The sequence below is a fragment of the Thermococcus sp. Bubb.Bath genome, from assembly GCF_012027595.1.
GTDB lineage: Archaea > Methanobacteriota_B > Thermococci > Thermococcales > Thermococcaceae > Thermococcus.
Genome location: NZ_SNUR01000001.1, coordinates 82,038 through 95,706, shown reverse-complemented (window position 1 = coordinate 95,706; position 13,669 = coordinate 82,038). Strand labels below are relative to the sequence as shown.

The window sequence follows — 13,669 nt, the reverse complement described above, 5'->3', positions numbered from 1 at the left end:
AACCTCCCCCGGTGATGGTGATGGAGAGAAAGACGGTCGTCATCATAGGTGGCGGAGCGGCCGGAATGAGTGCCGCATCCCGTGTTAAGAGGCTCAAGCCGGAATGGGACGTCAAGGTCTTCGAGGCTACTGAATGGGTCAGTCACGCACCATGCGGCATCCCCTACGTTGTTGAAGGCATATCAGAGAAGGAGAAGCTCATGCACTACCCGCCCGAGGTCTTCATCAAGAAGCGCGGCATAGACCTCCACATGAAGGCGGAGGTGATAGAGGTCGAGCAGGGCAGCGTTAGGGTCAGGGAAGAGGACGGCGAACACATCTACGGGTGGGACTACCTGGTCTTCGCCAACGGCGCCTCGCCGAGGGTTCCGCCGATAGGGGGAATGAACCTGAAGGGCGTGTTCACCGCGGACCTGCCGCCCGATGCCGTTGCGATTAGGGAGTATATAGGTTCCAACGAAGTTAAAAGTGCGGTTGTAATCGGGGGCGGATACATCGGCGTTGAGATGGCGGAGGCCTTCGCAGCCCAGGGGATGAACGTGACCCTTATTGAGAGGAACGAAAGGGTTATGGCCAAGGCCTTCGACAAAGAGATAACCGACGTCCTGGAAGAGGAAATGAAAAAGAGGATAAACCTCCGCACTGAGGAGATAACCCTCCGCATCGAAGGAAGCGAGAGGGTTGAGAAGGTCATCACTGACGCCGGCGAGTACAAGGCCGAGTTGGTTGTCGTCGCAACTGGGATAAGGCCCAATATCGAGCTTGCCAAGGAAATCGGTGTCAGAATCGGCGAGACAGGAGCAATATGGACAAACGAGAGGATGGAAACGAGCGTTGAGAACATTTATGCAGCCGGAGACGTTGCCGAGACGAGGCACCTGATTACGGGAAGGCGCGTCTGGATACCCCTCGCCCCCGTTGGAAACAAGATGGGTTACGTGGCCGGGAGCAACATTGCTGGGAAGGAGATACACTTCCCCGGCGTCCTTGGAACGAGCGTTACCAAGTTCTTCGACGTGGAGATAGGCAAAAGCGGCTTGACGGAAACTGAGGCGATGAGAGAAGGCTACGACGTCAGGAGCGCCTTCATTAAATCCACCACACGGCCCCACTACTACCCCGGAGCGAGACCGATATGGCTAAAAGGTGTGGTTGACAACGAGACGAACAGGCTCCTTGGAGTCCAGGCCGTCGGCGCCGAGATACTCCCTAGGATAGACACGGCAGCCGCCATGCTCACTGCAGGATTCACAACGAAGGATGCCTTCTTCACAGATCTAGCCTACGCACCGCCCTTCGCTCCGGTTTGGGACCCGTTGATAGTCCTCCAGAGGGTTCTGAAGTTTTAGGCTTCTCCTGTTATTTCTCCCAACTTTTTCTGTCATCGGCTTCAATCGAAAAAAACTTAATAAAGTGCTTTTCCCTGCAACGCCTAGGTGGTGCAGATGGCGGGTAAAGTTAAGAGAGAAAAGTGGAGCGAGAATTTCAGCGAGTGGTATAACGAGCTCATCGAGACCGCTGGAATCCAGGACAAGCGCTATCCGGTCAAGGGGATGAACATCTGGCTCCCGTACGGGCTTAAAATCATGCGCAACATCGAGCGCTTCATCCATGAGGAGATGGAGAGAACCGGCCACAACGAGGTTCTCTTTCCGGCCTTAATCCCCGAAACCGAGTTCCAGAAGGAAGCAGACCACATAAAGGGATTCGAGGGTGAGGTATACTGGGTCACCCACGCCGGCCACGACCCGCTGGACATCAGGCTTATCCTCAGGCCCACAAGCGAGACTGCTATGTACTCGATGTTCTCCCTCTGGATAAGGTCCCACGCTGACCTACCCTTCAAGGTCTACCAGATAGTCAACACCTACCGCTACGAGACCAAGCACACGAGGCCCCTCATCCGCGTCAGGGAGATAAGCAGGTTCTTTGAGGCCCACACGGCCCACGACAGCTACGAGGACGCTGAGAGGCAGATAAAGGAGGACCTTGAGATATTCGACAATCTCGCAAAGTTCCTCGCGATTCCCTACATAGTCTCAAAGCGCCCCGAGTGGGACAAGTTCCCCGGCGCCTACTACTCCCTCGGTGCCGAGGTAATGATGCCCGACGGCAGGACGCTCCAGATAGGAACCATGCACAACTACAAGCAGAACTTCGCGAAGGCCTACAACATCCAGTACGAGACGGAGGAGGGAGAGCACGAATTTGTTCACCAGACAACCTTCGGAATGAGCGAGCGCCTTTTGGCCGCGGTAATGGCGATACACGGCGACGACAACGGCCTCGTCCTTCCACCCACGATAGCACCGATACAGGTCGTCATCGTCCCGATACCGAAGAAGGATACCGAAGCCGACGTCTTCGCCTACGCGCGCGAGATAGCAGAGGAGCTTAGAACAGCCGGAATAAGAGTTCACGTCGACGAGCGCGACATAAGGCCCGGCAGGAAGTACTACGACTGGGAACTGAAGGGTGTCCCAGTTAGGATAGAGGTCGGCCCGAGGGACGTGGAGGGGAAGAAGGCCGTCATAGCGAGGCGCGACACCCTCACCAAGGAGGTCGTTGAGAGGGACGAGCTCATAGATGCCGTCAGGAGAACCTTCGACGAGATAATTGAGAACCTCTACAGCCGCGCGAAGGAGTTCCTGGAGAGCCACATCAAGCGCGTTGAGACCATCGAAGAGGCCAAGGCAGTCTTCGAGGACAGGCGCGGAATCGTCGAGATTCCATGGTGTGGTGAGGAGGAGTGCGGCCTCAAGATGGAGGAAGAGCTCGACGCCAAGATGCTCGGAATCCCATATCCAGAGGAGAAGGCGAAGGAAGGTATCGAGGGCAAGAAGTGCCCGGTCTGCGGCAGGGAGGCGAGATTTATCGCGAGATTCGCTAGAACCTTCTGATTTCCCCTATTTTTGAATTCCGGATCAGGAGGAGATTATCTTACTTCAAAATTTTGCGGTGGAGGCAAATGATCCTTGGAGTCCACGACGGCCACGATGCTGGGGCGGTTCTGGTAGACGGCGAGAAAATCTTCGCAGTAAATGAGGAGAGGCTCAACAGGGTCAAGAAATATCGTGGCTTCCCGGAGCGGAGCATAAGGAAGGTACTTGAAATGGGCGGGGCCAGCCCGGAGGACGTTGAGGTCATAGCCGTCGCGGGAATCTTCAGAAAGCAGGGCCGCTTAATTGAGCTTGAGAAGAACCTGAGGGCTATCTTCGGGCCGGACTTCAAAAGGAAAGTCCTCCTCGTAGAGCACCACCTCGCCCATTCGGCTTCAGCCTACTACACCTCCGGGTGGAGAGACGCGGTGGCACTGAGCATCGATGCCGCCGGCGACGGACTTAGCTCGTCCATCTACGTTGCCAGGGATGGTGAGATGGTCAGGATAGCCCAGAGTACCTACCTTGACTCCCTCGGCGACTTCTATGCATCTGTTACTGAACTCCTCGGCTTCAAGCCGATGAGGCACGAGGGTAAGGTGATGAGTCTCGCCGCTTACGGAAAGCCCACCTACGATTTAAGCTCGATAATTGAGCTCAATGGCTTGACCTTCGAGAACCACCTTAAAGTTGTCGGCATTGAGGCAACGAGAAGACTCGCTGAGCTGTTTAAGTACCCCATAAGGCATGCAAAGGAGATAGCCACCCAGATGAAGCATGGAAAGCTTGACGGCAAGCTCCAGAAGAGGGCGATAGAGATAGCCGCCAGCGCTCAAGCTCACCTTGAGAAGATCATTGAGGAGCTCGGCCTCAGGCTCAAGGGATACTCCATACCTGTGGCCTACGCCGGCGGTGTTGCCCAGAACGTCAAGGCCAACGCCGTCCTGAGGCACGTCTTTGGGGATGACAGTCTCTGGGTGTTCCCTGCGATGGACGATGGAGGCCTCGCCTTCGGGGCGGCGGTCTTCGTTAAGGCCCAGTTAGAGAAGCTCAATGGCAATTGGAGGCCCGTCAAGCTGGAGAACGTTTATCTAGGGCCCGAGTACTCTGACGAGGAAATAGAGAGCGTTCTTAAGGAAGAGGGTGTTGAGTACGAGGAGATAAGCGATGTCCCCGGCTTCGTTTCCGACGCCCTTGTTGAGGGCAAGCTCGTAGGCCTTTTACAGGGGAGAATAGAGTTCGGGCCGAGAGCTTTGGGCAACCGCTCGATTCTGGCCAACCCGCGGGATGAAAATGTTAAGGAGAGGCTCAACGTCGCCCTTAAGCGGGACGTCTTCCAGCCCTTTGCACCCTCCATGCTCTGGGAGAAGGCAGGAGAATACCTTGAAGACCTAGACGGAAGGCCCAACGAGTTCATGACGATGAGCTATACTGCCAGCGAGGAATTCAAGGAAATAGCTCCGGCGGTTGTCCACGTTGACGGGACCACCAGGCCACAGGCTGTAAGGAAGGAAATCAATGAACTATACTATTCAATAATTAAAGAATTCAATAAAAAAGCAGGGGTCGGCGCAGTGCTCAACACCAGCTTCAATATGCACGGAGAGCCGATAGTCTGCTCACCAAGTGATGCAGTACGGACTTTCAGGAACGCTAACCTTGACCTCTTAGTGATTGGGAATTTCGTCGTATCACGCTGAGAATCCTTTTTTCTAGTTTTAATTCCCTTTTAGAAGGTTACCTCTAAATTGGGGTCTTTCTGCTCCCCTGGAACTCTTTAGTAACACTTTGTTGTTATGGAACATGATGTTACAAAATTTTAGCAAATTATTACGAAATTCTTTTGGGTTATCGAAATAAGAGTGGAAAAAGCCCCATAATGGGCTATCCACATGGAATTTGTTCTTTTTCCAAATCCAGACTGTTTAAATCATGTATACTAGAATTAAAGCCCTCATCAACTCCTGGAAGTTTCACGATCAACTTCGTACACAGAAAATCCCGGATTTGCGCGGATATCCCCAAACAAACCAACACTTCTTAGGCGTCTAATCCACGCCTTCTGGCGGCTTTGTGAAGTCCCCTTCGGGGAAAGGCTTATAAGATTAAGGGCTTCTCATTCTTTTGTTGGGCAAAAGAAGGGAAAACTTACCCTGTTCCAATAAGACTCTGGGAGAATTGAAAGGGAGAACCGTACCCCCTTCTGGAACGATAGATATCTGTTCCAATAAGACTCTGGGAGAATTGAAAGTCATGTAGCTGTTACCGGGTGGTTTTGTGAACGTGATGTTCCAATAAGACTCTGGGAGAATTGAAAGCATTCTCCGCTCCCTCCGCTACTTTGCTAACGGCCAGTTCCAATAAGACTCTGGGAGAATTGAAAGTCTGATAACGTCCAATTATATGATAACAACAAATACGTTCCAATAAGACTCTGGGAGAATTGAAAGTGAAACCAACCCAGTAATAGGGGATGGTATGTAATGGAGTTCCAATAAGACTCTGGGAGAATTGAAAGTGAGGAACTACGCCCCGGAGATTGCCCAGACCATAGGTTCCAATAAGACTCTGGGAGAATTGAAAGATGGTAATCGCAAGGTTATTCAGGTTGTTCTTGAAAGTTCCAATAAGACTCTGGGAGAATTGAAAGTAATTAAATCATACTGGTAACCGTCGAGGAACTTAAGGTTCCAATAAGACTCTGGGAGAATTGAAAGTTCACAAGGGAGAATTGACCACACTTATGTAGAAAAGGTTCCAATAAGACTCTGGGAGAATTGAAAGCCGGGTTTTGCGTTTTTATTCATAGTTGCCGCTGCGGCGTTCCAATAAGACTCTGGGAGAATTGAAAGTTCATTATTTCCTCAAGGTGATGCTAAGTGAAGGAAGGTTCCAATAAGACTCTGGGAGAATTGAAAGTCGCCTCTTCTATGCTAAGCCCGTAAACCATAGCGAGTTCCAATAAGACTCTGGGAGAATTGAAAGCTAAAGTTTAGTCTAGCAACTGTGAACATGATGATGTTGCAATAAGTTCCAATAAGACTCTGGGAGAATTGAAAGGTGCTAGGGAAGGTCTCTCGCTGTTACCTGTGGTAGAGGTTCCAATAAGAATCTAGGAGAATTGAAACCTTTTGTTCTCTTTGTTGTTCGTGTCGTGCTTGCTTTTGTTCCAATAAGACTCTAGGAGAATTGAAAGCTGGAAGGAGCACGACCACTATAGCTGCTCCATGGATGTTCCAATAAGACTCTAGGAGGCAATTAAACCTTATTTGGTTCTTTCCAAGCTGTTCTTTTGGGCTTTCGGGATATGGCCTGCTTTTGGAGGAGATTCAATGTTCACCACTGCCCGACCCGTCACAAAATCGTTGTGCTGATTTCATTCATTGAGGAACTTTCCCATCCTTCGATGTCCATCTTTTCGTTGAGGTAACGTTATAAACATTGGCCCGTAGGGTCTTCGGTGATGATCATGGCGCTGAGCGACAGGCTTGAACTCGTCAACCCTTCTGAGATTAGGAAGCTCTTTGACCTCGCCGCAGGGATGGAGGGTCTCATCTCACTCGGTATTGGAGAGCCCGACTTCGACACGCCGGGGAACATCAAAGAGTATGCAAAAGAATCCCTCGACAGGGGAATGACACATTACGGCCCGAACGCAGGTTTGCCGATGCTGAGGGAAGCAGTTGCCAGAAAGTTCAAGAATCAGAACGGCATCGAGGCCGACCCAAAGACGGAGGTAATGATACTCACCGGAGCAAACCAGGCGTTTCTCATGGGGCTTGCAACCTTCCTGAAGGACAACGAGGAAGTTCTAATACCCTCACCTGCTTTCGTTACGTACGCTCCCGCCGTGGTCTTAGCCGGAGGGAAGCCCGTGGAAGTCCCCACCTATGAGGAAAACGAGTTCAGGCTCTCCGTTGATGACCTTGAGAAGCATGTTACCGAAAAGACGCGCGCCCTCATCATAAACACACCTAACAACCCGACGGGCTCTGTCCTGACGAAGAAGGACGTTGAGGAAATAGCGGACTTCGCGGTCGAGCACGACCTTATAATCTTCAGCGACGAGGTCTACGAGCACTTCGTCTACGATGGTGTCAAGAACCACAGTATCGCTTCCCTCGACGGGATGTTTGAGAGAACCATCACCGTCAACGGCTTCTCCAAGACCTTCGCCATGACCGGCTGGCGCCTCGGTTTCGTAGCCGCCCCAGCGTGGATAATCGAGAAGATGACGCGCTTCCAGATGTACAACTCCACCTGCCCCGTTACCTTTGTCCAGTACGCGGCGGCCAAGGCCCTCGAAGACCCGAGGAGCTGGAAGGCAGTGGAGGAGATGAGGAACGAGTACAACAGGAGAAGGAACCTCGTCTGGAGGAGGCTTAACGAGATGGGCCTCCCAACGGTAAAGCCCAAGGGTGCCTTTTACATCTTCCCAAGGATAAAGGACACTGGATTGACCGACCACCAGTTCAGCGAACTCATGCTGGAGGGGGCAAAGGTTGCGGTAGTTCCCGGAAGTGCCTTCGGAAAGGCCGGTGAAGGTTACATTAGGATAAGCTACGCCACGGCCTACGAGAAGCTTGAAGAGGCCATGGACAGGATGGAAAAAGTCCTGAAGGAGAAGAAGCTCGTTTGAGCCTTATATTTCTATCTTTCCTTCTAGAATCCTTCTCGTGTTATCATCGAGCATGTCCATGAACTCTTTCTCTGTCTTGAATGGCCTTTTGAATAGTATTTGCACCGCTTTCTTCCTCCCCACTCCTGGGATGTACTGAAGCACCTTTGAACCCTCCCTGTTCACGTTGATCGGCACGGGAATTCCCGTTATGCTCCTGAAGCCGTGGCCGACGATGAGAGCATCGTAGAACCTGTTGAGGGGAACTTCCTTGGGAATGCCAACTATCAGAGGGTAGCTCCCAATCTGCCTGCCGTAGGTGAGGCCGTCCTCAAAGACCTCCGCTCTCACATCGCGAAGAACAGTCCCAACTGGAACAACCCTCTTGAGCATGGGAAGGTCTATCTCGTGCCTTATCTTGTACTTGTAGTGCTGGATTAGCTTCTTGTGCTTCTCAGTCTTCACCCTGTCCCTCATGTGCCAGAGCGGCGTCCCTGGAAAGACGACAACCTGGCGGATGTTTATCCTCCTGACCATCAGGCCATCATTAAGGATTTTTTTGAGGAACTGGAAGGTAAGTTCGTAGCTCTTCTTCGTCTCGCCTGGAAGGCCAAAGATTATATTTATCCCAGGAAGGAGCCAGGGCATTCCGTTGTAGCCCCTCTTTCCACCGATTTCGTTGAGGAGCTTCACCGCCTCGTAGGTTTCCTCAGCGGTGGCGTTCAGGTTGTTGAGTTTGGCCACCTTTGGGTCTGCACTCTCAAGGCCGAATGCCACTACGTTTCCAGGTGTACCATACTCTATGAGGGCCTTGACTGTTCTCCTACTCTCCTCCGGATAGTTGGCTATGACGGCAGGGTTGGCGTTGTCCACGTGGAGGGTTTTGACTTCAGGAGCAACAGAGCGAATTCCATGGAAGAGCTTCTCTATTGCTCGGGAATTAGGAATTGGAACCCTCCCATCGGGTTTCGCCATGTAGGAGAATATGCAGCTCTGCCTGCCAACGCGGAAGTGTCTGACGCCGAGGTCGTAAAGTGCCTTGACCTCTGCAACAACGTCCTCAATCGGCCTGTCCTCAACTTTGCGGTAGCGAACAGGTTCAGTGCAGAAGGAGCAGCCACCTATTCCCATCGCCTTGGGACAGCCGCGCTGGGTTTCTATCTCGACTATGACGAAGTCGGGGTAATCAGGAAACTGTCTGACAACTTCAGCCCCAATAATTGCATAATCCTTTAATTCATTGTACGTCCTGAAGCGGAAGGGGTCGGCATCCTTCGGGTTGCTCAGATAATCAAAGAGGAACGCCTCCAAATCGCCGTAGACAACGTGGTCAAAAACACTATGGGCCAATTGAAGCTCCCTGCTCGTTATCTTAACGCCTCCCATGCTGGCGGAACCCATGAAAGCTGGCCCGCCGAGGACTTTCTCACCTTTGAACTGCTTTATGAACCTCGCAACCTCTTCAACGCTTCCAGGAACGGCCGAGAGATACTTCCCCGGCGTGTGTAGACCACCGATGTAAACTATGACGTCAGCCTTTTCGAGTATCTCCTTTGTCTTCGGATAGTTTGGGGTCTTGTTCTTTGTCTCTATGCCCCGTTCCCCGAGAAATGTAGCCCGGAGGTCATCTACGGTGAGGTAAAAGATAGAAGCGTCCTTCCTGGCCTTCTTTATGGCCCCGTAGGCGTAGCGGGGGTATATTCCAAGATAAGGGGGAACTCCGAGGCCTGCTGGCTCGTCAGTGTAACCGTCAATGATGGCAATTATCATGATCGAAAGGTGGTGATGGGAAATTTAAAAGGGTAGCGCAAACTCACCGCAGGAGATAAAAGGAAAACAATATATATAACCAGGAAGAGAGAGCCCGTTTTTCTGCCCACCCTGTTGTTCTTGAGCGATGCGGTGAGGATAAAGACCGGGAGAAGCGTCAACGGTAGGGCAACGTGAAACATCTTCTCGGAGACCCGGATGGGCCGTATAATGGCGGATACGCCAATCACGAGAAGAATATCGATGATATCAGCCCCTATCATGTTTCCAATGCTTATGTTGGGGAGCTTCTTCATGACGGCCATCAGCGAATTGGTAAGCTCGGGCAGGAGGTTCCTATTGAAACGATTGTGAGCCCTATAACCACCTGGGAGATTCCCGCGGCTCTCACGAGCTCAACGGCACTGTTAACGACGAGTTCGGCACCGGCTATAACGATGAGACCGAATAGAAAGAGTATGGACATTTCTTTGGCAACGCTTCCACGACCATCAGATTCAAGCTCCTCCAAGGACATGTGCCTCCTGTATAGATGGTAAAGGAAGAGAGGCCCATGATTAGGGCGATGTTGGCGAGAGCACTTCCAAAGGCGTTCCGAGGGCTATGCCGCTGTTGCCGTTGTAGGCGGAAATCGCCGATACGGTGAGCTCAAGCAGAGTGGTGGCGACGCTCGCAAGAATTAGGGCAATGAGCTTCCCTTTATTAAGAGAGCCAGCCCTATCGCGAACACCCCGATTATAACGATGAGGGAATCCAATTCATTCCACCTCTCCTTTCTCCTCCCCGTTCCTCTCACCGGAGGACTCCATCTTTATAACGTAGTCCGCGGCATTCTGGAGTGCCGCCGAGAAACCAGGGTCAACGCCTATGACGACGGTCTCCTTTCCCTGGCGCTTGGCCTCTATTATAATTGGAAGGAAGTCCGCGTCCCTCGAAGCTAAGGCCAGGACCTCCACGTCCGATTCATGTATTATCTCCATGGCCTCGATGGCAACCCTGACGTCGGTGTCCCCGGCAACTATAATAGGCTCAAGTCCCTGATTTACCACTGCCTCTATAAGACCCTGTGGGGCGTACTGGTTGAGAATAACCTTTGCGATGCGGACGTTTCCAATCCTCCGGAGGGCCTCCACGATGTCCTCCAGTTTTATCCCGAACTCCTTGCGGAGGATGTTGGGACCGTCAACTATAAGGCCAATCTTCTTGGAGGGGACTTCCCTCTTCTCCTCTTCCTCCTTCTCGCCCCTCCGGAGTATCTTGAAGAGCTTCTCCTTCATTCCTCCTCACCGCCTAAGACTATGGCGTAGTCGGCCGCGTGCTTCAGCGCAGCAGAAAAACCCGGTTCCACCCCGATGACGACGGTTTCCTTACCCTTCTCCTTTGCCTTTAGAATAACTGGCAGAAACTCGGCGTTCCTGGTGGCCACGGCTATGACATCGATGTGAGGGTTGTATATCTCCTTCATGGCCTCAACGGCCAGCTTCACCCCGGTTTCACCGGATACGATGAGAGGCTCAAATCCCTGGTTTGAAACAGCCTCTATAAGACCCTGTGGGGCGTACTGGTTGAGAATAACCTTGGCAACGCGTATGTCGCCTATCTCCGACAGGACATCGACCAGATCCTCGAGGCGAATTCCGAACTCCTTTCTCAGAATGTTGGGGCCATCTATCAGGAGGGCTATCTTCTTCTCCCGCGAAACCTTACGTTTCATCTGACCAATGATCCTCATCCCGTTCCGGGTTATCGATACTATCCTTTCCCATCCGCCTGCCATGGCTGTCACCGGCAGTAAAATGATAACACTGAGAATTGAGGGAAGGGCTTAAAAAATTTGGCCTCAACCCCGGAGCACGCGCTTGTAGTAGTACCAAAGGCCCCTGACGATGTCCCTGAGCTCTATCATCGTAAAGGTCTCGCTCCTCCCGATGAGCTTCGCTGTCTCCTCCCAGCTGTGGGCCTGGAGAACCCGGTGAATCAGAATCTTCATCTGCCGCTCGTCGAGGTACGGCTTCATCCAGCCGTCGAGGAAGTAGAGCTTCACTATTGGCTTTACTGCGTCCACAACCGTGTCATATGTGAGAACCTTGCCCGTGAAGGCGTCCAGCCTCTTCTTCTGAGCCTCCGTGAGATAAACGGGATAATCCACGGCCTCCCCAAAGGGGGTCTCGAAGAGCCAGCGCACTATTCCCGGCTCAATGTCCCTGTGGGTGTCGCAGAGCCACTCCGTTAACCTTATCCTGAACTCGTCGTTGGCCTTCCTGATCATCTCCTTAGCCTTCTTGCTTATCGGCTTGAGGACTATCGCCGTAAACTCGCCGCTGATGGGGTTTCTCGCCGGGCTGAGGTGAACGACCGCGAAGCCGTTCCTGACCCAGAAGCGGGCCAGCTCCTCGCTTGCACCGAAGCTAGACCCCATCCAGTCGAGGCCTTTTTCGCGAGCTTCCTTCCCCAGGAGCTCAAGGGCCTTGCTTCCCAGCCCCATGTCCATCGCATCGGGGTGAGTGGCTATCCTGACTATCCTGTACCCCTTCAGCCGGGCGAACTCCTTCATTATATGGTGCTTGATCATCATGTCGGGGATTATGTTCCCGCGGGGCTTGTAGCCCTTCAGCATCTTCTCGACGACTTTCTTCGGTATATCACCCTCCCTCGCTATCTGCACCGCGGTGACTATCTTTCCGTTCTTAAGGCGAAGTACCCTTGCCTCGTGGTGCGGTGCGTCTGCCAGAAGAGCCACATCGCTCGGTCTGTTGCGGTAGTGGGCCAGGATGTAGATTCCGACAAAGTTCCTCAGATCCTCCCTGTCGTGCTCGAACCAGTCGTCGAGGTCCGGCTCCTCCAGATAAACCTCACCGTTCTTTATGAGCTCGTAGTCCTCCTCCGTCAGCTCCACCGGCTCCGCATCAAGGAGGAGAACGTCGAAGAGCCACTTCTCGATGGGGTCGTGGTCGGCGTAGCGGATCGGCTCGTCCATGTGAAGCTCCTGGAATTCCCTCTTCTCCCTCGCCTTTTTCAGGAACTTGACGGAGAAGCCCCTGCCGGCGCCCTCGTAGCCGTGAATCGTCGAGGAATAGACAACACGTGGCTTGTCTAGGTACCTGTGGAGGATGGGAACGTGGATTCCGGCCGCTTCATCCACGATGTAGAGGTCGGCGTTCCTCCTGTAGCCATCCGCCGGACGGAAGTAGTTCATGAAGATTCTCCCAGCGCGTATTCCGGTTATGAGATCATTTTCCTCGCGGAGCCTGGGAGGTAATCCAAGTTTCTCAAAGGCTTTAGCTGCAAAACGGAAGAGCGACTGGACGTTCTCCGGTTCGGGGGCAGTTACCACAACCTCCGTTCCCCCACCCATCGTCTTGGCCAGACCAACCGCGGCTATCCCCACGGAGACGCTCTTACCCCTGCCTCTGTCGGCTGTTAGGACGAGCATGCCCTCCTTCCCTACCAGCTCCTCGAACGCCTTTATTATCCCCATCTGACCCTCGGTCAGAGCCATCTCGTAGAGCTCTTTGGGGAAAAGCGTTTCCTGGGGAATGGGAACGCCTTTCCTTCCCCTTATCCTCGCCTGACTCTTGGCCCTCTTCGGCCCCTTCCTAACCTTCCCCGTCTCCGTTATGATGTATATTCCATCATGTTCCGTGAACTTTCGTATGAGCCTCCGGTTAAAGCGCTTTTTAACGTCCTCTATCGTATAGGGTGGTGTGACGAGGCTCTTGTGGAACCCCGTCCACATGTCCTTCCACTTATTGAAGGGATGGGCCAGGATGAATATCAGCCCGCCACCGCGGACGGTCTCTATAATCCTGCCGAGGTCGTTTGGAGAGTAGTCGTAGCTCATATCGAGAACGAGGAGGTCGTAGGTCTTCCCGAGCACTTCTCGGGTGTGTTTGAAGGTAATCGCCGTAACCTCTGAGTTGGAGCCCGCGAGCACGTCAAAGTGCTTCCTAAAGGCCTCGTAGCGCTTTCTACCAAAAGTCTCCTCGCCGAGGGCGTCGGTAGCGTAGAGAACCTCGATCTTATTCTCACCCTCCTCCCTGAGGCGCTTTTTAACGAGCTCATCCAGAATGTTCTCGATAACCCTCGCAGAGGCCCCGGCAAGTATACCCGCCAGCTCCGCCTTCCTCTCGGTGTCCCCTTCGATAACTATCATTCTCCTGTGGAACTTCTCAAGGGCCTGGGCCAGGGCGGTCTCGGTAAGCCTGAGAACCCCATCCTTCACCTTCTCGCCTTTGGTGTATTCCCTCACATCGCTCTCAAAACGGACCTTCACAGTCATCGGCTCACCTCCCGGGTAAAAAGGGAGAGGGGGAATTTAAAAAGGTTGGGAGATGGTTGTTATCGATACCTATCGAAACGCTAAGCTTTTATACGAAAAAGCCCAACTTTATTCGGTGATTCT

Annotated in this window: 8 protein-coding genes, 1 pseudogene and 1 CRISPR repeat array; of the genes and pseudogenes, 4 read left to right on the top strand and 5 right to left on the bottom strand. The window is 52.8% G+C overall.

What is annotated here, in order from left to right:
* The first annotated feature begins 20 nt into the window (after nucleotides 1–20).
* From cdr to E3E29_RS00475, 4 genes are all read left to right on the top strand, one after another.
* Nucleotides 21–1,349, top strand: coding sequence for a CoA-disulfide reductase (gene cdr / locus E3E29_RS00490; RefSeq protein WP_167909748.1), 1,329 nt, complete (start codon nucleotides 21–23; stop codon nucleotides 1,347–1,349).
* A 96-nt stretch (nucleotides 1,350–1,445) separates the two neighbouring features.
* Nucleotides 1,446–2,900, top strand: coding sequence for a proline--tRNA ligase (gene proS / locus E3E29_RS00485; RefSeq protein ID WP_167909747.1), 1,455 nt, complete (start codon nucleotides 1,446–1,448; stop codon nucleotides 2,898–2,900).
* 68 nt (nucleotides 2,901–2,968) lie between these two features.
* Nucleotides 2,969–4,579: a carbamoyltransferase gene (locus E3E29_RS00480; protein ID WP_167909032.1), complete on the top strand. Its 1,611-nt coding sequence runs from the start codon at nucleotides 2,969–2,971 to the stop codon at nucleotides 4,577–4,579.
* A 455-nt stretch (nucleotides 4,580–5,034) separates the two neighbouring features.
* A CRISPR array of direct repeats spans nucleotides 5,035–6,142; the repeat unit is 30 nt; unit sequence GTTCCAATAAGACTCTGGGAGAATTGAAAG.
* Nucleotides 6,143–6,348: 206 nt separating this feature from the next.
* On the top strand, nucleotides 6,349–7,518 hold the full coding sequence (locus E3E29_RS00475) for a pyridoxal phosphate-dependent aminotransferase (protein WP_167909746.1): 1,170 nt from the start codon (nucleotides 6,349–6,351) through the stop codon (nucleotides 7,516–7,518).
* A gap of 3 nt (nucleotides 7,519–7,521) precedes the next feature.
* On the opposite strand, the gene E3E29_RS00470 is transcribed toward E3E29_RS00475, so the two are convergent.
* The 5 genes and pseudogenes from E3E29_RS00470 to E3E29_RS00450 all read right to left on the bottom strand — a co-directional run bounded on the left by E3E29_RS00470 (nucleotide 7,522) and on the right by E3E29_RS00450 (nucleotide 13,546).
* A complete protein-coding gene (locus tag E3E29_RS00470; protein WP_167909031.1) occupies nucleotides 7,522–9,267 on the bottom strand; it encodes a radical SAM protein in 1,746 nt (581 codons plus the stop codon).
* Nucleotides 9,264–9,733, bottom strand: a pseudogene (locus E3E29_RS12005) (sodium:calcium antiporter). Before E3E29_RS12005 ends, E3E29_RS00470 begins: the two are co-directional and overlap by 4 nt.
* A 292-nt stretch (nucleotides 9,734–10,025) precedes the next feature.
* Complete coding sequence (locus E3E29_RS00460; protein ID WP_167909030.1) at nucleotides 10,026–10,544, bottom strand: TIGR00288 family NYN domain-containing protein; 519 nt, start codon at nucleotides 10,542–10,544, stop codon at nucleotides 10,026–10,028.
* Nucleotides 10,541–11,044 (bottom strand): TIGR00288 family NYN domain-containing protein, encoded by a 504-nt coding sequence (locus E3E29_RS00455; RefSeq protein WP_167909029.1) that lies wholly within the window; start codon nucleotides 11,042–11,044, stop codon nucleotides 10,541–10,543. Before E3E29_RS00455 ends, E3E29_RS00460 begins: the two co-directional genes overlap by 4 nt.
* A 63-nt stretch (nucleotides 11,045–11,107) precedes the next feature.
* On the bottom strand, nucleotides 11,108–13,546 hold the full coding sequence (locus tag E3E29_RS00450) for a tRNA(Met) cytidine acetyltransferase TmcA (protein WP_167909028.1): 2,439 nt from the start codon (nucleotides 13,544–13,546) through the stop codon (nucleotides 11,108–11,110).
* Nucleotides 13,547–13,669: the final 123 nt, after the last annotated feature.

Coding starts and splice junctions, on each gene's coding strand:
- cdr (WP_167909748.1), top strand. CDS start 21: ATGGAGAGAAAGACGGTCGTCATCATAGGTGGCGGAGCGGCCGGAATG.
- proS (WP_167909747.1), top strand. CDS start 1,446: ATGGCGGGTAAAGTTAAGAGAGAAAAGTGGAGCGAGAATTTCAGCGAG.
- E3E29_RS00480 (WP_167909032.1), top strand. CDS start 2,969: ATGATCCTTGGAGTCCACGACGGCCACGATGCTGGGGCGGTTCTGGTA.
- E3E29_RS00475 (WP_167909746.1), top strand. CDS start 6,349: ATGGCGCTGAGCGACAGGCTTGAACTCGTCAACCCTTCTGAGATTAGG.
- E3E29_RS00470 (WP_167909031.1), bottom strand. CDS start 9,267: ATGATAATTGCCATCATTGACGGTTACACTGACGAGCCAGCAGGCCTC.
- E3E29_RS00460 (WP_167909030.1), bottom strand. CDS start 10,544: ATGAAGGAGAAGCTCTTCAAGATACTCCGGAGGGGCGAGAAGGAGGAA.
- E3E29_RS00455 (WP_167909029.1), bottom strand. CDS start 11,044: ATGGCAGGCGGATGGGAAAGGATAGTATCGATAACCCGGAACGGGATG.
- E3E29_RS00450 (WP_167909028.1), bottom strand. CDS start 13,546: ATGACTGTGAAGGTCCGTTTTGAGAGCGATGTGAGGGAATACACCAAA.